Origin of the sequence: Nonomuraea soli (assembly GCF_013761175.1) — a bacterium.
Classification (GTDB): Bacteria; Actinomycetota; Actinomycetes; order Streptosporangiales; family Streptosporangiaceae; genus Nonomuraea; species Nonomuraea soli.
The window spans coordinates 495,320-514,595 of sequence record NZ_JACDUR010000006.1 but is presented as its reverse complement, the minus strand read 5'-3'; the positions used below and the strand labels follow the sequence as shown (position 1 = coordinate 514,595).

Annotated in this window: 13 protein-coding genes; 5 read left to right on the top strand and 8 right to left on the bottom strand. The window is 72.7% G+C overall.

What is annotated here, in order from left to right; translation table 11 throughout:
• Positions 1-2: 2 nt before the first annotated feature.
• The 4 genes from HNR30_RS30515 to HNR30_RS30500 are packed head-to-tail and all read right to left on the bottom strand — an operon-like array spanning position 3 to position 6,279.
• Positions 3-2,018, bottom strand: coding sequence for a transglutaminase TgpA family protein (locus tag HNR30_RS30515; protein ID WP_181613501.1), 2,016 nt, complete (start codon positions 2,016-2,018; stop codon positions 3-5).
• Positions 2,015-3,094, bottom strand: coding sequence for a DUF58 domain-containing protein (locus HNR30_RS30510; RefSeq protein ID WP_181613500.1), 1,080 nt, complete (start codon positions 3,092-3,094; stop codon positions 2,015-2,017). Before HNR30_RS30510 ends, HNR30_RS30515 begins: the two co-directional genes overlap by 4 nt.
• Position 3,095: 1 nt before the next feature.
• Positions 3,096-4,091: an AAA family ATPase gene (locus tag HNR30_RS30505; protein ID WP_220134154.1), complete on the bottom strand. Its 996-nt coding sequence runs from the start codon at positions 4,089-4,091 to the stop codon at positions 3,096-3,098.
• 7 nt (positions 4,092-4,098) lie between these two features.
• Positions 4,099-6,279, bottom strand: coding sequence for a fibronectin type III domain-containing protein (locus HNR30_RS30500; RefSeq protein WP_181613499.1), 2,181 nt, complete (start codon positions 6,277-6,279; stop codon positions 4,099-4,101).
• A gap of 145 nt (positions 6,280-6,424) precedes the next feature.
• Here HNR30_RS30500 and HNR30_RS30495 point away from each other — a divergent pair, with 145 nt between their 5' ends.
• Together HNR30_RS30495 and HNR30_RS49525 are read left to right on the top strand one after the other, a co-directional pair.
• Positions 6,425-7,621, top strand: coding sequence for a hypothetical protein (locus HNR30_RS30495; RefSeq protein WP_181613498.1), 1,197 nt, complete (start codon positions 6,425-6,427; stop codon positions 7,619-7,621).
• Positions 7,618-9,393, top strand: a complete 1,776-nt coding sequence (locus HNR30_RS49525) for a hypothetical protein (protein ID WP_281389847.1) — start codon at positions 7,618-7,620, stop codon at positions 9,391-9,393. The genes HNR30_RS30495 and HNR30_RS49525 overlap by 4 nt, the downstream gene beginning before the upstream one ends.
• 4 nt (positions 9,394-9,397) lie before the next feature.
• On the opposite strand, the gene HNR30_RS49520 is transcribed toward HNR30_RS49525, so the two are convergent.
• Positions 9,398-9,532, bottom strand: coding sequence for a hypothetical protein (locus tag HNR30_RS49520; RefSeq protein ID WP_281389846.1), 135 nt, complete (start codon positions 9,530-9,532; stop codon positions 9,398-9,400).
• A gap of 63 nt (positions 9,533-9,595) precedes the next feature.
• Between HNR30_RS49520 and HNR30_RS30480 the strand changes: the two genes are divergently transcribed.
• The gene (locus tag HNR30_RS30480; RefSeq protein ID WP_181613497.1) at positions 9,596-12,847 is read left to right on the top strand and encodes a coiled-coil domain-containing protein; all 3,252 of its coding nucleotides are present in this window, start codon (positions 9,596-9,598) and stop codon (positions 12,845-12,847) included.
• Positions 12,848-12,943: 96 nt separating this feature from the next.
• A complete protein-coding gene (locus HNR30_RS30475; protein WP_312894743.1) occupies positions 12,944-14,236 on the top strand; it encodes a threonine/serine exporter family protein in 1,293 nt (430 codons plus the stop codon).
• Here HNR30_RS30475 and HNR30_RS30470 read toward each other — a convergent pair.
• Positions 14,230-15,414 (bottom strand): citrate/2-methylcitrate synthase, encoded by a 1,185-nt coding sequence (locus HNR30_RS30470; protein ID WP_181613496.1) that lies wholly within the window; start codon positions 15,412-15,414, stop codon positions 14,230-14,232. The two genes, HNR30_RS30475 and HNR30_RS30470, sit on opposite strands and share 7 nt — an antisense overlap.
• Positions 15,415-15,473: 59 nt before the next feature.
• Here HNR30_RS30470 and HNR30_RS30465 point away from each other — a divergent pair, with 59 nt between their 5' ends.
• Complete coding sequence (locus HNR30_RS30465; protein WP_181613495.1) at positions 15,474-16,691, top strand: hydroxymethylglutaryl-CoA lyase-like TIM-barrel protein; 1,218 nt, start codon at positions 15,474-15,476, stop codon at positions 16,689-16,691.
• On the opposite strand, the gene HNR30_RS30460 is transcribed toward HNR30_RS30465, so the two are convergent.
• Both HNR30_RS30460 and HNR30_RS30455 read right to left on the bottom strand, forming a co-directional pair.
• Positions 16,639-17,955, bottom strand: coding sequence for an NAD(P)/FAD-dependent oxidoreductase (locus HNR30_RS30460; protein WP_181613494.1), 1,317 nt, complete (start codon positions 17,953-17,955; stop codon positions 16,639-16,641). The two genes, HNR30_RS30465 and HNR30_RS30460, sit on opposite strands and share 53 nt — an antisense overlap.
• A gap of 35 nt (positions 17,956-17,990) precedes the next feature.
• Positions 17,991-19,250, bottom strand: a complete 1,260-nt coding sequence (locus tag HNR30_RS30455; RefSeq protein ID WP_181613493.1) for an MFS transporter — start codon at positions 19,248-19,250, stop codon at positions 17,991-17,993.
• Between the last annotated feature and the right edge of the window lie 26 nt (positions 19,251-19,276).

The window sequence follows — 19,276 nt, the reverse complement described above, 5'->3', positions numbered from 1 at the left end:
CATCATTTCAGGAGCAACCGACGTTTCAGCCGGGCCTTGAGCGGGGTGCTCCCGCGTACGGCACGGCGGACCGCGTCACTGTGACGCCAGGCCTCGTCGGCCGCCGCCCCCGCCATGTCGCCGGGGGCGTAGCGCGCCACGTTCGACAGGTCCGCCAGCGGCTTGAGGTGGCGCACGACCTGGTCGGGCTGCCGGGCGACGACCTCCTCCGCCGTGAGCGCGCGCTGCCGCCGTACGCCCAGGTCGTCGCAGGTCTGCTGCCAGGCGCCGAGCACCCTGCCCCCGGCGTCGGCGGCGGCCCTGCGCCGCCGCCTGCGCCACCAGGGCAGCATCAGCGCGACCAGCCCGTAGAGCGCCGCCAGGGCGACCGGGATCGGCACCCACCACGGGCCGCCGTCTCCGGGCGTGCTCTCGGTGCTGTCGGCGCCGCCCTTGCTCTGCTGGGGTTTGTCCGTCGTGCCCTGAGTGAACTCGCCCTCCAGCTGCTGGCTCTCCTCGATCGCCTGGGAGACCACGTCGTGGTCGTCCTTGGCGCCGCTCTTGCCGGGCGTCGGGTAGAACGGGCGCCAGCCCAGGCCCTCGAACTTGATCTCCGCCCAGGCGACGACGTCTCCCGACATCACGTGGTACCTGCCGTCGCGCTCCGCGCCGGGGCGGAAGCCGACCACCACCCGCGAGGGCAGCCCCAGCGTCCTGGCCATCAGCGCGAACACCGAGGCGAACTGCTCGGAGGTGCCGCGGTGGGTGGTCTCCAGGAAGAACTCCAGGCCCTTGAGCGAGTGTCCCGGCGGCGCCGTCAGATCGTTCTTGGCGTTCTCCCTGAGGTACTTCTGCAGCCGGTAGGCCTGCTTGATGGGCGCGTCGGCGCCTTCGGTGGCACGCTGGGCCAGACGGCGGAAGAGCTGCTCCTGCGGCCCCGGCGGGAACAGCAGCAGCTCGGGCTCGGCGGCGGGCCTGGCGTCGAGCAGGTCCTGCCTGCCCGGCTTGGCCAGGCGCGAGGTGACGCGATACGTGAAGCCCCTGGCGGGCTGCTCCGAGGCCAGCAGGGCGCCGCTGTCAGGGTCCACGATCAGGCCGGGCACCCCCTCGACCTCGCTGGGGCGCTCCGCGGCGGGCAGCCAGGCGCCGGGCAGGCCGTCGAAGACGATCTCCTGGCGCACGATTTCGGCCGCGCCGCCCCATTCGCCCTGCGGCACCCGGCCGCCGGTCGGCTGGAAACGGGCGCCCGAGGTCCAGCGCACGCCGTCGTACCTGTCGAGCACCGCCAGGCGCCAGTTCTGCGGCCGGTCGGCCTTGACGGTGAACAGCGGCCTCGTGGGCACCTGCAGCCAGGCCGAGACCCGGTCGAGCGGGCTGACGCCGTCGACCCGCTTCGGCGGCGGCAGCTCGGCGTGCTGCCTGGGGTTGTACGGCTCGGCGGCGATGGGCAGCAGCGGCCCGGTCGCGTAGGCGGCCAGCGCGATCACCGGGATCAGGGCCAGCAGCCAGCTCACCGGGCGCTCGTCGCGCACCGTCGCCAGCAGGGCGCAGAGCACCAGCACGGCCGCGCCCGTCGTCAGGTTCTCGCCCTCGCCGTCCACGCCCAGCAGCACCGCGACGCCGTACACGACGATCGCGGGCACGGCCGGGGCGAGCCTGGCGCGGGTGCGGACGAGAGTCTCGGCCGCGACCGTGGAGGCGATCCAGACCAGGGTGTGCACCAGGACGAGCAGCCGGGGCTCCGGCTGGGCGGGCAGCAGCGTGGTCAGCAGCGCCTGCCAGGAGTCGGCCAGATCGGCGGGCAGGCCGAGCGGCAGGCCGCGATAGAGCGGAACCGTCGCGGCGAACCACAGGACCACGCCGCCGAGCAGCGACAACCACAGCGGCCGGGCCCGGAGCAGCAGGGCCAGGAGCGGCGGGACCACGGCGGCAGGGGCGACCACCAGGAGCAGGTCGGGGGCGGGGAAGACCCGGTGGAAGGCCCATCCCGCCGCCGCCGACAGCAGGGCGACGACCAGCAGGCCCAGCGGTGTCCTCATCGCTGCCTCCACAGGCCGGGCAGCTCCTCCAGGGAGGTCAGCGGCATCGTCGTCACACCGGGCGCGCTCACGCGCTCCGCGCCGAGGTGGACGCAGATCACCCGGTCGAAACGGCGGCGCACCCCGGCCAGGCGCCCGGCCTCGGCCGGGTCGGCGGTGACGAGAACCAGCGAGCCGCCGCCGCGCGCCAGCCGTACGGTCTCGGCCACGGCCTTGTCCCCCGCCGTCACCAGCGCGAGCCGGTCCAGCACCAGGTCGGCGTCTGCCTTGGTCTCGGCGAGCGGCCCCTCGCCCGTGAGCAGGCGCACGGGGAAACCCGCGCGGGCCGCCGCCAGCGCGACCGAGGCGGCCACGTCGACCGCCGTCTCCCGCAGGGAGCGGGTGTCGAGCACGACGGTGGTCGTGGGCAGGCTGGCGTCGATGAGCTGGCGGACCATCAGGGTGCCGGTGCGGGCGCTCGACCGCCAGTGGATGTGCCGCAGGTCGTCGCCGACGACGTACTCGCGCAGCGTGTGGAAGGTGACCGTGCCCGCCGGGGCGTTGTCGCTGGTCGGGCCCTCCAGGTGGTGGGCCCGGCCCGAGGGGGCCACGGGCAGGGCCACCGTGCGGGGGCGCACCAGGAGCGTGGCCGCGGCGCCGTACTCACGCACCCGCCTGGTCAGCCCGAACGGGTCGGCGCGCACCAGGCGCAGCGGCCCGACGGGGATCTCGCCGCGCCGGTCGGTGGGCAGCGGATAGGTGATCACCTTGGGCGTGTTGCGCGGCAGCCGCGGCAGGTCCACGCCGTGCTCGACGTCGCCGAAACGGTCGTGGGCGCGCAGGCCGCTCAGCGCGAACCTGCCCACGTTGCGCACGTGCAGCACCGCCACCGCCGCCTCGCCGCGCGGCACCTTCAGCGGGGTGACCTCGCGGCGCACCTCCAGCCGGGGCTTCGGCGCGCTCCACACCAGCGCCCCGGCCAGCGCGAGCAGACCACCGGTGGCCAGGACCGACAGCTCGGGGTAGCCGAGCGCCGCGGCCAGCGTGTAGAGGAGGGCGGAGGCGACCAGGGTGCCCCAGCCGAGCGGGGTCAGCATCCTAGGCCGCCTGCGGCACCGGCACCCCGGCGAGGATCTCGCCCAGCACATCAGGCGCCGTGCGGTCGTTCAGCTCCGCGTCAGCAGTCAGCAGGAGGCGGTGGGCGATCACCGGGATCGCCAGGGCCTTGATGTCCTCGGGGATGACGAAGTGGCGTCCCGCCGCGGCCGCCTTCACCCTGGCCGCCCGCAGCAGCGCCAGGCTGGCGCGCGGGCTCGCACCGAGCTTGGTGTACGGGCTGTGCCGCGTCGCGGCCACGATCGCCACGATGTAGTCGTAGACCGGGTCGGCCACGAAGATCCGGGTCGCGAAGTCGATCATCCCGGCCACGTCGGCCGCCCTGGCCACCACCGGCAACTGCTCGACGGGCGGGCCCGACGGCATGCCCTTGAGCACCTCGACCTCGTGCTGGTGATCGGGGTAGCCGACGGAGATCTTCATCAGGAACCGGTCGAGCTGCGCCTCCGGCAGCGGATAGGTGCCGTCCATGTCGACCGGGTTCTGCGTCGCGACCACCAGGAACGGCCGCGGTACGGCATGCGGCTCGGCGTCGACCGTCACCCGCCGCTCCTCCATGACCTCCAGCAGCGCCGCCTGGGTCTTGGGCGAGGCCCGGTTGATCTCGTCGCCGAGCACAATGTTGGCGAAGACCGGGCCCTGGTGGAACTCGAACCTCTGGTGCGCCTGGTTGAAGATCGACACGCCGGTGATGTCGCTGGGCAGCAGGTCGGGAGTGAACTGGATGCGGCGGTAGAGGGCGTCCACGCTGGCGGCCAGGCTCCTGGCCAGCGTCGTCTTGCCGGTGCCGGGGACGTCCTCGACGAGCAGGTGACCCTCGGCGAGCAGGCAGATCAGGGCGAGCTCGACGGCCTCGCGCTTGCCGCGGATGACACGCTCGATGTTCTGGGCCAGGTGCTGGAAACGCTGGGCGAAGTGGGCCGCCAGCTCCTGCTGCTGGTAGGCATGGCTGGTCTGCTCGCCGTACTGGATGGACAAGACTCTCCTAGTCGGTGCACTCGAACAGCGGGGCGGCGGGGAAGCCGCCTCTGGGGGTGCGCATCAGGGTGTCGCTGATGTACGCCGTGCCGCCGTTCCACTCGATGCGGTCCCAGATGTCGCTGGTCTCACCGGATTGGTCCTCGGTCACGGACTTGCCCCTGGCCTGGCAGATGACGGTGATCGACTGGTAGGTGCCCTTGGGGATGCTGCCGCAGTCGCCCGACCCCGACGGGCTGCACCTGATCAGCGAGTTCGTCTGGTCGTTGTGGGCGTTGGAGTACGCGTTTCGCGGATAGGTGAGGTCGGCCGTCGCCGAGGCCGCCTCCGGGCTCTCCCCCGCCTCGTTCTTCGCCTTCAGCTTGAACTCGTACTGCTTGTTGTTGGCCAGGTCCCCGACGCTGAACGAGGTCTCCTTCAGCTCCTTGGACGCCGCCCCCGACAACACGTAGGTCACGTCGTTGCCCGCGTTCGCCGGGGCCGACCAGCTCAGGTCCGCTCCCCGGTTCTTCGCGGTCGCCTTGAAGCCCGACGGGGCGCCGGGCGCGACACAGGGGCGCGCGCCCGCGCTCGGGTCGGACTCGATCTCGCCGCCCTCCCAGTGGGCGACGACGACGAAGGTGTACTCCTTGGCGCAGTCGCCGCCCTTGACCTCGAACTGGAACGGCCCGTCCGCGTCGACGGACGAGGGCGTGACGTCGCCGCCCGCTCCCTTGAGCGTGTACTTGGTGACCTTGCCGCCGGTCGACGGGCTGAAGTTCACGTCGATTTTGCCCGGTCCCGACCTGGCGCTCACGGAGCCGGGCTTGCCCGGCGGGGTGGGCGTGGGGCTGGGGCTCGGTGACGGGCTCTGCGTCGGGGTGGGCGACTCGGTGGGCGAGGGAGTGGGGGTCGGCGACTCCGTCGGGGTGGGGGTGGCCGTGGGCGTCGGCTTCTTGGGCTTCTTCGACGGCTCGCCCTCGTCGTCGTCGGCCTTCTTGGTCGGGTCGGGACGGCCGGTCGGGTTCTGGTCGTGGTTGTCGCGCGTCGGCTCCGGCTTGGGCGTCGGCGTCGGCTTGGGGGTGTTCGTGGGCCCCGGGACGTCGGTGTCGTCCTTGTCGATCGCGTGCTTGCGCCCTTCGGGGTCGATCACGACCGCCCGGTCGCCGCCCTGGTCGTTGGCCCACAGCAGGCCGTCCTTGACGAAGACCTCCAGCGGGCCCGGCTGGTCGGCCACCTGCAGCGTGGTGGGCGCGCCCTTGGCCGCGCTGTCCCACACGATGAGCCCGCCGGTGCTGGAGTCGGGCACGTAGACGCGGCTGCCGAGCACCTGCGGCACGCCCAGCTCCAGCGGGTCCTTGGCGGGGAGCTTGGTGGTGAGCACCGCGTTCGACATGGTGTCGATGACGACCAGCAGGCCGTCGGGTCCCGGCGACAGGAGCGGCACCAGGCTGCCCTCGGTGGTGGCGGGCGCCAGCACGCCGCCCTTGGCCGCCTGGGCGACCTCCTTGGGCAGGGTGATCTCGCCCGCCCCGCCGTCGGCGCCGATGACGACCGCCGTCGCGGCGCGGGTGTTGACGATCACCGGCAGGCCGCCGGCGATCGTGATCGACAGCTCCTCGCCGGGCTCGCCGACCTTGACCGGGCGCTCGGCCACGCCCGCGCTCACCGGTACGGCCTCGCCCTTGGCGGTGACGGGCACCCACAGGCGTCCGCCGCCGTCGATGCGGGCGGCTCCCAGCGGGCCGGGCAGCGCGACCGGCGTGCCGACGGAGTTGAGCGTCAGCGGGTCGATCTGCTGGACCGTGCCCGCCGGGTTGACCGCGTAGGCGCTCGGGCCTGACAGCACGAGCTGCAGGCCCGCCGCGCCGAAGTTGCGGGTCTGGGCGACGTCGAGCTGGCTGGGCTCGATGCGGCTGACGAACCCGGTGGACTCGTCGACGAGCAGCACGTTGCCGCCGTCCTGGACGACCTTGAGCTGCTTGCCCGCCTTGTGGTCGATGTAGCCGTCGACCTCACCGGACAGGCCGTTGACGTGCACGACCTTGCCGCGCAGCTGCGTCCACAACCAGGCGCCGACGTCGGCGAGCTTGGGGTTGGCGCTGGAGACGCCAACACCGAAGATCGCTGCGGCGACCACTAATCCCGCGACGACGACGGCGGCGATCGTGGCCGTCGCTCTGTCCCCGCGGAGCGCACGGATCCCCATCCGTCACCCACCCCGTCAATATCCTGATTTATCCCCCAAACAACGGAGGAAACGATAGCGGTCAGTTGTAGTGCAGGCCGCTATGTTTTCCCTATCGGGTCAACGGCGTCTGAGATTGTCGGACGCAGGCCGTACCTTAGAGCCCGTGCCTGAGGAGCTCCTGACCCTCGACGCCGCCCTGTCCGACGAGGCGGTCCTGTCGACCTATCGCCGCATGTTCGCCGCGCTGGCCCGCGACGGCGGCGCGGTCGTCGACGACCCCGCCCTGGTCGACATCGCGGAAACCCTGTTCGCGGCGTTCGCCGAAGCCGGCGAGGAGTGGCTGACCCACGAGCAGATGCGCTTCGTGTGCCGCGCCTACCCCTCCGACCAGTTCGAGAACCGCCTGCGCGTGCTGCGCTCGCTCGGCGCCATCCGCGAGGTCTTCCCCAAGCCCAACCAGCTGCGCTACCGCGCGTCCTTCACCAGCGTCGTCGGGCTCATGTTCATCCGGCGCATGATGGACGACGGCGGCCAGTCCGAGATGCACCGGCTGCTGGCCCTCGAAGACCTCAACGTCGCCGACCCCCGCACCACCATGGAGGAAGCGCGGCAGTCGGCCGCCAACCTCACCCGCGCCTTCCGGCTGTGGGCCCTGGAGCTCATCACGCTCACCACCGGCACCATCGAGGAGCTGCGCGAACAGGCGCCCAAGCTGTGGGGCACGGAAGAGATCGCCCAGCGCGCCCAGGGGCTCCACGCCACCATCCTCACCCGCTGGCCCGCGCTCGACCGCGTCTGCACCGAACTTCGCGCCGCGATCTACTCCTACAGCGACGCCTCCCGCCGCGCCGCCGGACGCCTGGCCGACTCCGCCGGCACCACCCGCAACCTCACGTTGCTGCCCACCGAGACCTGGCGCACCTTCGCCCAGACCGCCTCCCGCTCCACGCTCGCGGGAGTGCTCGACGGGTTCCTGTTCGACGCCCCCGCGCCTTGGCACGATCCAGCGGCCATCGCCCGCGCCGTCGACGAGGCCCCGCGCCCCGCACCCGCCCAGCCCACTCCCCCGCGCTCCGCCCTGCCCGACCCCGGCCCCTCCTCGTCCCTGGCCGAACCACCGGGCAACGAACGCCTCATCACCCTGGCCGAGACGCTCCTCGGGCCGTCGCCGAAGGTGGCGCTGGCCGACGTCATCGGCGCCGACTGGCCGTCGGTCCGGCGGCTGCTCGCCGACCTCACCACGATCGACCTGCGGCCCGAGCTGCCCTACCGGCTGGTGTGGACCGACACCCTGTCGGTGCGGCCCGAGGGGGAGCCGACGTGGTTGTCGCACGGGTTCCTCGAGAGGGAGGACGCATGACCACCGACGCCCCCCAGCCGCCCACCCGCCGCCCCTCGGCCTCGGCCCCCGCGCCCGCCTCGGTTTCCGCCTCGCCCTCCGCCACGGTCTCCGCGTCGCCTTCCGCCCCGCCTCCCGCCTCCGTCTCCTCCGATGTCACCCACGCGCACGTCCTGATCCGCTCCGGCGGCCCGCTCCGCCTCGCCGCCGGCGCCCCGGCCCCCGCCGGCACCGTACGGCTGTCGCACACCGACTCCACGGGCCTGGCCCTCAGCGTGTGGCCCGACGGCGCGACACCCTCCGTGCTGGAGGAGCACCAGATTCCCGCCATGCCCGTCGAGCGCTCGGGCGAGACCCGGCGGGTGCTGGCTGCCTGCCTCAAGTGCTGCTGGAGCGACCTGTCCGTCGACCCGTGGCCAGGCATTCCCGCACCTGCCGAGCTCGTGCTCGACACCTACCGCGCCTTGATCGGCCGCTCCGACGACCTGATGCGCAACTGGGCGATCGGCGCCCTGCGGCGGATGCACGATTCGGCATGGGTGGTGTTCACGGACGGGGTGGTCATGCTGGGACCCCGGTGCGCGACCTGGCCGGTGGAGGCCCACGCGCAGTTGAAGGAGCTCGTCCGCCGCCTACCGGAGCCCCAGCCACTGGCCGGCGCCCTGCCATATTCCCCGCCTGCGGAGACACCACCCGCACCCGACACCACGGACTCCACCAGCGCGGCCCCCGTCGAAACGACGACCGCCGCCAACGCCACGGAACCCACCACTGGCATTACCGAGCCCGCCACCGACACCACGCCCACTGTCGAACTCACGGCCCAGCCGGCCGTCACCACCGAACCCACCGTCGCCACCGAGCGAGCCGCCCCAACCATCGCCACCGAGCCCACCACCGAGCCCCCGGCCGAGCCCACCGACGTGCCCCCGCCCTCATCCGGCGCCGCCTCGGCGAGTCGAGGTACGGCGGAGCCCGGCGCCCATGTCGCCGCCAAGCCCGCCACCGAGACGACCGACGCAGCCGAACCCCCCATTTCACCCCCACCCGGCGCCGCCTCCCCGAGTCGAGGAACAGCAGAGCCCGGCGCCGCGTCGGCGAGTCGAGGTACGGCGGAGGCCGGTGCCGCCCAGCCGCCACCACTGCCGCCCGGCTCCTTCCTCGGCGGTCGAGTCGAAGGAGGCGAGTCGGCGGCCTTCGACGACATCCTCGACTCCTATGACGAGCGGAGCCGGGCCGAGCTCGTCGCCGCGTTCATGGCCGTCGAGAACGCCGCGGAACCCGTCCAGGAAGCCCGCTTCGCCGCCCTGCGCGACCCGGCGCTTCGCAAGGCGCTCTCCGACATGCTCGCCCGCCGGGGCCGCGTCCTCATCCCGCACCGCGAACGCTGGACCACCGGCTATGACGACCGCTGGAGCGCCACCACGCTGGGCGAGAGCGAGCGCGCGGTCCTGACGCTGGTGCTCGTGCACTCGGTGGCCATCCCGCGCGCCGAGGGCGTGCTGCCGGAGGACACCTGGCTCTCGCCTCATCCCACCCCGGCGGAGGAGCTGCGCCGTCACACGCAGGTCCCGATCGGCGAGCTGGAGTCGGCCCTGCGCACGCTGCGTCATGCCGGTCTGCTCGCGACGGTGAAGTCCGGCGAGGAGGCGGGCGGTTACGTGCCCGGCCCGCAGTTCCATCGCCTCACTCCGGCGGCGCGGCGGCGGCTTCAGGAGGAGCTGATCCTGGCCGCGGGACCGCAGACCCCGCTGGCCGCGGCCGTACGAGCGCGACGGTCGGCGGCCAGGTGACCAGCTACCAGGTGACCAGCAAGACGACGGCGGGCGGGCGCGACCGCACGATGACGGCGTGGCCGACCGCTGGCCGCACGACGACGACCTGGCCGACCGCTAGCCGCGCTACGACGACCTGGCCGACTGGCGGCCGCACGATGATGACTTGGCCGGACGTGACACGCCGGTGCGACGGGTGGAAAGGCAACGGGGGTAAGCGGTGACGCAGACGGAGAACATCGTCGGTGACAGGGTGCTGATCGCTGTACAGGCGGTCAACATCTCGCGCCTGTCCACGCACCCCGTCCCGACCGTGCCCGGCACTCTCATCGTGGTCGCGGGGGCCGGGCCGAAGGACTCCAACGGCGCCGGCAAGTCGTCGTTCATCGCGTCGATCACGGCGCTGCTGGGCGACGAGCAGTGGCGGTTCGCGTCGGGCGCGAAGGCGGTGTCGGAGCTGCTGTTCAACGCCGAGCTGGCCAGCGGCGCGGGCAGCAGGCAGTGGGCGAGCGCGAACCACGGCTACATCGTGGGCGTGTTCGGCCACCCGCAGCACGGCGTCCCGGCGCCGCAGGAGGCCGTCCCGGCGCACCAGGATGCCGACGCGGTGCCACATGATGCCGACGCGGTGCCCCAGCAGGCCGACACTCCGCACCAGCAGGTTGAGCGGGTGCCCTACGAGGCTGAAGAGGTTCCGCCGCAGGGCGGCGCGGTGCCGCAGCAGACCGGGCCTGGCGGCGGGGGCGACACGCTGTTCGAGCAGCCGCCCGCCGAGGCGGTGACGGTGTGGTTGAAGGTCAACCAGGAGGCTCCGCACCTGGAGATCCGGTGGAAGGACGGGGTGCACCTGGCGGCGGCGCATTCCGAGGCGGAGCGGGTGGCGCGGGCCGACGAGTTGTGGGCGTCGTTGCCGCGGTCGGCGGGGCGGCGGGACGTGGTGGCGCGCGATCTGACGAAGGTCCTGTACGGCGACCGCGTGCGCTGCGTGTCGTTCCTGTCGACGTCGGTGCGCAGCAAGGTGGCCACGAACCTGCTGTCGCAGCCGCTCAACGAGATCTCCCCCGAGCGGGTCTTCGAGGCGATCGCGGCGCTGACCGGGCTCGACTCGGAACTGGAGCTGGAGCGCGAGGCCCGGCGCGACGAGCATGCCAGGCGGGTCAAGGCCGCGGAGGCGGGCGATCGGCTGGCGGAGTTCGAGGCGGAGTCGCGGGCGCTGGTGGCGACGTTCGACCGGCGTGATCAGGCGCGTGTACGGCTGGCGGAGGCGTTGCGTTGCTGGCGTGGCCGCCAGACGCGGCGGCTGGCCGACGCGGCCGGCCGTGACGAGCAGCTGGCCGCGCAGCTGGAGGGGCATCGGGCTGCCGAGGCGCGCGCGGTGGAGGCGATCGCCCTCGTCAAGGCGGAGATCGCCACGCTGAAGGACGACACCATGGACCGGAGGCTGGTCGACGCGCGCCGGGAGCTGGCGGCGTCGCAGGCTCGCGTGGCGAAGATGGAGTCGGACCGGGCGGTGGCGGAGAACTCCGCCGACGAGCTGCGCGGCATGATCCCCGGGCTGGAGGAGACGCGCCGGCTGGCCGACGGGCGCGATGTGCCGGCGGCCGAGCGTGAGCTGGGTGAGGCGCGGCGGCGGCTGAACGACGCGTTGAAGGCGCTGGGGGTCGCCGATCGCGAGGTGGCCTCGGCGCAGGCCGCGCTCGACGACGCCGAGGGTGGTCCGGCGGCGGCTCAGCTCAACGCCCTGGTGGCGGCGGGGCTGTCCGCGACGGGGCTGCTCGACGCGCTGGACGTGGCCGAGCAGGCCCGCGACGACGCCCGCGAGCCGGTCGCGGGCCGTGACGTGGGCCGGGACGTGGGCCGTGGCGTGGGCCGGGACGCGAGCGCAGCTGGTGCCGGCGCCCACGAGTCGGACGACGGCTCCCGAGAGTCGGCCATGGTCGACACCACCGTGGGGCTTGATCTCAAGGGGCTGCGCGGGTGGCCGACCGAGCATGCCGTCATCGTCGACGCCTCCGATCTCGAAGGGGCGGCCAGGGCTCTGGCCGGGTTGCCTGGTTCCGTCCTGGTGAGTTCGGCCGGGGTGAGCGTCGTCGGGGCGTTCGACGGTGTGGCCACCGGCCGGGAGGCGCGCATCAAGGCGGCCGAGCTCCGCCTCCATCGCGCCAAGGACGCCCAGGAGGAGGCCGCGCAGGCCGTACGGCAGGCGGAGGAGTCGGTCGCCGAGGGCCAGCAGCGGCTGGAGGGCGCCAAGGCCGGGGTACGGCTGGCCGAGCTCGAGGGCAGGCTGGCCGAGCGGCGTGCCAAGCTGGCCGAGCTGACCGAGGCGCTCAACGAGCTGGTTCCCCAGGTGGCGACGGCCGAGCAGGAGACGAGCACGCTCGACTTCCGCGCCCGCACCCGCGACATGGAGATCGAGCGCCTGGAGGGTCGCCGTCACCGTCACGAGGGCGAGCGCGACCAGGCCCGCGACCTGGCCGCGCAGGTGGCCAGGGAGCGTGAGGGGCTGAAGCTGGAGGAGCTGGTCCACGACTGGAACGGCTCGGTCGAGGGCGCCAGGGAGTGGATCGCGGCGCTGCCGGAGGAGGAGCGCCCGCGCACCTCCGACGAGTGGTGGCGCATCGCCGAGCGTCACTTCGACCAGGCCTTCCGCGACACGTTCGGCGGCGACGACGAGGTGCCGGAGGAGCTGGCGTTCCTGATGTCGGAGCGGGCCGGGCGCACCTCGCGCGAGCAGGCGACGTTCGCCGCTGTCTGCGGGGTGCTGGCGTCCTATCTGCGCGGTCAGGAGGAGTACGAAAAGCACCAGCGCCGCCAGATCGAGACCCAGCTGTCGACCAGGCAGCGCGACCTGGCCGCGGCGACCAAGGGCGCGGAGGAGGCGGCGCAGTCGACGGCCGTGCACCGGGCGGCGCTGACGGCGGCGATCAGGGCCAGGCTGGTGCGGGTGGCGGAGGAGTTCGAGAAGCTCGACACCTCCTACGGCGGCTACGGCGCGACTCTGGAGTTCCCGGTGCCGCCCGCGCCCGCCGATCCCGAGCAGCGATGGCAGTGGCGGGTCACGCCGAAGTGGAAGCGCGGCGAGGGCCAGGGCTTCGTGCCGTACAACCGGCGCGCCAACACCGCCCTCATGGACGAGAAGGCGGTCAAGCTGGTGTGCGCGGCGGCGATCGCCTCGTCGGGCGGCGGGCACCTGTGCCTGGTCCTCGACGAGCTCGGCCGCAACCTCGGCAAGGAGCACCGCCGGGAGGCGGTGGCGCTGTTCAGGCGCATCGGCGAGACCTACGGCATCACGGTGATCGGGGCGCTGCAGGACGACATGGAGCCGTACGCGATCGACGCCTGCGGGCAGTACATCAAGCTGCGCCGCTCCAGCGACGCCATGCCGTACAACGAGCCGCCGATCATCGTCGGCCACGACCAGCACGCCGAGCGGGTGAAGGCGCTGGCGGCCTACGTGGACAGAAGCGCGTAGCGCGGCAGAGGCGGCGTCTTGGTCGAAGCTCCAATTCTTCGCCAAACGCCCGCGTTGCACCCATAGCGACCGGGGTGTTGCCGCGAGGCTGGACGCGTGTACGCCGCTTCGGAAGCCGAGGGGCATCGCGCGATGGCCCTGGCCCTGAAGGTCGGCGAGCTGCTGCTGGGCAGCGGCGAGGCGACGGAGCGGGTGGGCGGTGCGATGCGCCGCATCACCGAGACGTACGGCCTGCGCAACGTCGAGGTCGATGTCAACCTGTCGGCGCTCACGCTGTCGCAGGTCCCGGAGGACGGGCGGGTGGCCACGACGGCGGAGCGCCGGGTCAGGCGGCGCCAGCCCGACTACGACCGCCTGATCGCGGTCCACGACCTGGTCGGTGAGATCGCCTCCAGGCAGCTGACGCTGGCCGAGACCCACGAGCGGCTCAGGGAGATCACCCGCAGGGCGCCCGTCTACCCGGGCTGGGCGGTCACCGTCTCCCTGGCGCTCATCTCCGCCTCGGCGGCGGTGCTGATCGGCGGCGGCGTGGTGGTGGCGATGGCGGCGTTCGTCGCCACCGTGCTGGGCGACCGGGTGAGCGCGTGGCTGGCACGCCGCGGTGTGGCCGAGTTCTTCGGCCTGGCGACCGCGGCCGCGCTGGGCGCTCTGGTCGCGGTCCTGCTGATCTGGCAGGAGGTCAACGTGCAGGCCTCGGCGGTCGTGGTCGGCGCGGTGATCGCCCTGCTGCCGGGCCGTCCGCTGGTGGCGTGCGTGCAGGACGGCATCGCGGGCGAGTACGTGACCGCGACGGCGCGGCTGACGGAGATCGTCTTCATCGTGGCGGCGGTGATCTCGGGGATCAGTACGACGCTTGTGGTGGCGGTGAAGCTGGGCGTGCCGATCACGATCGACAACGTGCCCACGGCGCCGCTGTCGGCGGCGTTCCCGCAGCTGGCGGGGGCGCTCGGGGTGAGCTTGACGTTCGCGGTCGCGTTGCTGGTGCCGCCGCGCCATCTGCTGGGCGGTGCGCTCGGCGGGCTCTTGATCTGGGTGGGTTTCGTGTTTCTGTCCCACCACGGGTTCCCGTCCCTGGTGTCCACGACGATCTCGTCGGCGCTGGTCGGCGTGCTCGGCACCGCCTACGCGCGGCGGGTGAACGTGCCGTCGATGGTGTTCGTGATCCCGGCCATCGGCCCGCTGCTGCCGGGAAGCGTGTTGTACCGGGGCATGCTGGAGATGAGCCTGGGCGAGCTGTCGAACGGCACGCTGCACCTGATCGAGGCGCTGTCGATCGCGTTGTCCCTGGGAGCGGGGGTGATCCTGGGGGCGGAGATCCTGCGCGCCTTCCGCGGGCGTGACCTGGCCAGGCGCATCCGGCCGGCGTCTCGCCGTACCCGCGGTTACTGATCCGCGCCCGGGTGCCGGCCGGTGTAGACGGCGCGCGGTCTCAGGAGCGTACGGCCCGCGTACTCCTCCATGGCGTGGGCGAGCCAGCCCGCGGTCCTGGCGACGGCGAAGATCGCTTCGCCGGATCCCGGGGTCATGCCGCCGACGGTGACCAGCGTGGCCAGGGCGAAGTCGACGTTGGGGGCGGGCAGGCGCCTGCGGCGCAGCTCGTCCATGACGGCACGGGCCGACTGCAGGCGCTCGTGGCCGGGGGCCGCCTGCTCGATGAGCTCCATGAGCACGCCCGCTCGGGCGTCGCCGTGCTTGTAGACGGTGTGGCCGAAGCCGGGGATGCGCTCGCCCCGCCGTACCCTTTCGGCGATCACGCGGGCGGCGCGGCCGGGGTGGCCGACCTCGGCGAGCAGGCGTTCGGCGGCGTAGGAGGCGCCGCCGTGCCGGGGGCCGCTGAGCACGCCGAGGCCGGTGAGCACGACGGCGTAGGGGTCGGCCCTGGCGGAGGCGGCCACGCGGGCGGCGAGGGTGGAGGCGGCCAGCTCGTGATCGGCCAGCAGGACGAGCGCCGCCTGGAGGGCGGTCAGCAGGCCGGGGTCGGCGGGGCTCGGGCCCAGGCCCCGCCAGAGCCGCTCGGCGACGGAAGCGGTGGACGTGGCGCCGGCGTGCGCAGGGGGGAGGGCGTCGACGAGGCCGGCGATGAGGCGGTGGCCGGTGGCGGCGACCGAGGCCGGGTCGAGGTGGAAGCGCAGCGAGTCGGTGGCCCCCAGCACCGTGGTGATCACCTGGAGCCGCTCGATGGGCAGCAGCTGCTCGGGCACCGCCTGCCGCGCCGCGGCGACCGCCTCCGGCACGCTCTCCCACACGCCCGGCGCCGCCCACAACCAGCCGGCCACCTCCTCGAAGGTGCACTCCCTGGCCAGCTCGAGAGCGTCGCGCCCACGATAGTAGGGCCGGTCCTCCCCCAGCAGCGTGATCGACGACTCGATGACCAGCTCCGACGGGCTGGGCGGCCGACGGGGCCGTCCCTTCCTGGCCAGTTCCTCGATCTCGGCGGGGTCGAAGAGGCTGCGCTTGCCGTCGTCGCCGCGCCGCCGCCTGAGCACGCCCCTGCTGACGTAGGCGTACAGGGTCGCCTGCTTCACCCCGAGCCGCTCCGCCGCCGCGGCGGCATCGATCCACTCCATAATAGGTTGATTATAATCAACATTGATCCACGTTGAGAAGTGCTGTCAACGTGGAAGGCATGCCACGTATCCATTTCCTTGACGTCACCAACCGCGACGGCGTGCAGACCGCCAGGACGGGCCTGTCCAAATTCGGCAAGACCATGGTCAACGTCTACCTGGCCAGGCTCGGCGTCGCCCAGTCGGAGATCGGCTTTCCGTTCCTGTTCCACGAGCAGCCCTACGTGCGCGCCCAGGTGGCGCTGGCGGAGGCGGGCGCGCTGGGTGGTCTGCGGCTGTCCGGATGGTGCCGAGGGGTGCGGGCGGATGTCGACAAGGCCCTTCCGCTGGGCCTGAAGCACTACAACCTGTCCATCTCGACGTCCGACTACATGATCCAGAACAAGTTCAGGGGCAGGCTCGACCGCAGGGCGATCATCGGCGAGATGACGGCGGCGGTCCGCGCGGCCAAGGACGGCGGCGCCGAGACGGTGGGCGTCAACGCCGAGGACGGCTCACGCACCGACGAGGGCTTCCTGCTGGAGTTCGCGCTGGCCGCCAAGGAGGCGGGCGCCGACCGGGTGCGCTACTGCGACACCATCGGCGGCGAGAGCCCCGGCCACATCCGCGAGCGCTTCGCCGCGCTGGCGAGCGCCACCGGCATGCCCATCGAGACGCACTGCCACAACGATCTGGGCATGGCCGTGGCCAACTCCGTCGCGGGCGCGCTGGGCGATCTCGAGGCGGGTCAGGACGCGTGGATCAACACCTGCGTCAACGGGATCGGCGAGCGGGCGGGCAACGCCGACCTGCTCTCGACGATCCTGGCCTTCCGGCACGGCTTCGGCCTGGAGAAGACCGAGATCGGCGACGCGCTCGACCTGTCGTGGGCGCGCAGGTTCGCGTTGTGGGCGAGTTACGCCTTCGGCCAGCCGCTGCCGTACAACCAGGTCGGGGTGGGGCGCAACGCCTTCGCCCACGAGTCGGGCATCCACGCCGACGGGGCACTGAAGGATCACGGAAACTACGAGCTGTTCGACGAGGCGGCGCTCGGGCCCTTCCCCGCCGACTGGCACGGCAGGGAGGGGCGGGTGGTGCTGACCGGCGAGTACGGCGGAAAGGCCGGCTTCCGGCACGTCATGGAAGGGCTCGGCGTCGAGGTCGTCGACGAGGAGCTCGCCTTCCAGCTGGTGCAGCTGTGCAACGCGATGACCGGCCGGCCCCTCACCGACGACGAGCTGCGCCTCATCGCGGCCTACCCGCGGGAGCTGGCGCTGCTGTTTCCAGGGCAGCTCTGAAGTCGTCGCCCGCGTGCTCGATGCCGGTCAGGTGGACGGCCTCGCGGCGGAAGAGCATCGCCAGGGTCCAGTTGCCCAGCACCTTGGCCTTGTGGCTGAAGGTGGGCACCCAGCCGAGGTGGTAGGCGCGGTGCGCCAGCCAGCCGAGGAAGCCGGTGAGCTTGATGCCGTAGACCTGGGCGACGCCCTGGTGGTGGCCGAGCCCGGCGACCGAGCCGAGGTAGGCGTGCCGGTACGGCTTGAGCCCCCTGCCCCTGACGTAGGCGGCGAGGTTCTTGGCCAGGTGCTTGGCCTGCCGTACGGCATGCTGGGCGTTGGGCGCGGTGAACTGGCCGGGTTCCTTGGTCAGATCGGGCACGGCGGCTCCGTCGCCGGCGGTGAAGGCGTCGGGCACGCCCTCGACGGTCAGGTACTCCGTGGCCTTGATGCGCCCCGCGTGGTCGAGGGGCAGGTCGCTGGCCTGGGCGAGCGGGTTGGGCTTGACGCCGGCCGCCCACACCAGGGTCCCGGCCTGCAGGCGGGTGCCGTCGGCCAGGGCGACCAGGCCGTCCTGCGCCGAGGTGAGCGTGGTGTTGAGGTGCACGTCGACGCCGCGCCTGGTCAGCGCCTCGACGGTCCACTCGCCGAGCGTGCCGTCGAGCTCGGGCAGGATCCTGCCGGTCGCCTCGACGAGCAGCCAGCGCGGCTTCAGCTCCGGGTGGCGGCGCACCGCGTCGTCGGCCATGGCCTGCAGCTCGGCGAGCGCCTCCACCCCGGCGAACCCGCCGCCGACCACGACGAACGTGAGCGCTTCCTCGCGCACGGCCGGGTCGTCGGTCGAGGCGGCCAGCGCGATCTGCTCGAGCACGTGGTTGCGCAGGTGCACCGCCTCGCCCAGCGTCTTGAAGGCCACCGCGTGCTCGGCCAGGCCGGGGATCGGCATCGGGCGGCTGACCGAGCCGGCCGCCATCACCAGGATGTCGTAGCCGACCACCCGGGCCGGGCCCTGCGCGGGCTGGAACTCCACGCTGCGGGTGAAGTGGTCGACGCGGGTCACCCGGCCGGTCAGCACCCTGGCGTGCTTGAGCACCCGCTCCAGCGGGGCGGCGACGTGGCGCGGTTCGATCGCGCCGCCCGCCGCCTCCGCGAGGAAGGGCTGGTAGGTCATGTAGCCACGGGGGTCGATCACCGTGACCGTCGCCTCGCCCCTGCGCACCAGCCGGCGCAGTCCGAGAGCCGTGTACATGCCGACGTATCCGCCACCGACGATCAAAATGTTCTTCATGCCAGGAAGACGGGGCAGCCCTCACCTTTGTGACATCACAGGCGCGTTTTTCTCGTCTCCGGCAGGATCAGCACGCTGACCAGGCTCAACACCGCCATCGCCGACACGTAGCCGCCGATCGCGAGCGAGCCGAGGCCGCTCGCCTGCATCTGGGTGGCCACCAGCGGCGGCACCGCCCCGCCGACGACACCGCCGAGGCTGTAGGCGAGCGAGGCCCCGCTGTAGCGGTACTCCGTGAGGAACAGCTCGGGCAGGTAGGCGCCCATCGGCCCGTACACCAGGCCCATGACGAACAGCGCGCCCGCCATCGCCATCGCGACGGCCGCCGTCGCCCCGGTGTCCATCAGCGGGAACATCACCGGGCCCCACACCACCGCGGCCAGCGAACCGGCGATGAGAGTACGGCGACGCCCGACCCTGTCGGAGATCAGGGCGGACACGACGATGCCCGCGGCCATGAACACCACGGCGACCAACGAGATCAGCAGCATGGTGTCGCGCTCGATGCCCAGCGTCCTGGTGCCGTAGGCCAGGCCGTACGTCGTGGAGGTGTAGAACAGCGTGTAGCCGATCACCATGGCGCCCGCGCCGAGCAGCACCCGCCCGCCCTGCGCACGCAGCAGCGCGGCCACCGGCACCCGCGCGATGCGACCCTGCTCGACGGCCTCGCGGAAGACCGGCGTCTCGGCGATCCGCACCCGGATGTAGAGGCCGACGACCACCAGCAGCAGGCTCGCCACGAACGGCACCCGCCAGTGCTCGGTGCCCGCCAGCATGAACGCCACGGTCGCGCCGACGAAGCCCACCGCCGGGCCGAGCTGCGGGAAGATCGCGTACCGGCCCCGCTCGCCGGGCGGCGCGTGCTCGGTGGCCAGCAGCACCGCCCCGCCCCACTCACCGCCCAGGCCGATGCCCTGCAGGAACCTCAGCGCCACCAGCAGCGCCGGCGCGGCCACCCCGATCGCCGCGTAGTCGGGCAGCAGGCCGATCGCCACCGTCGACAGGCCCATCACCAGCAGCGAGACGACCAGCACGGAGGTGCGGCCGACCCGGTCGCCCCAATGGCCGAAGATCGCCGAGCCGAGAGGGCGGGCGACGAAGGCCACCGCGAACGTCGAGAACGCCGCGAGCGTGCCGGCCAGCGGGTCGAGCTGGGGGAAGAAGGCCTCGTTGAAGACCAGGGCGGCGGCGGTGCCGTAGATGAAGAAGTCGTAGAACTCGATCGCCGTGCCGGTCAGGCTGGCGATCGCGATCCTGGCGGTGCTGGGACGGACAGCGGCGGGGGCTTGGATCATGCTCCATCATTACCCTACGCAGTGAT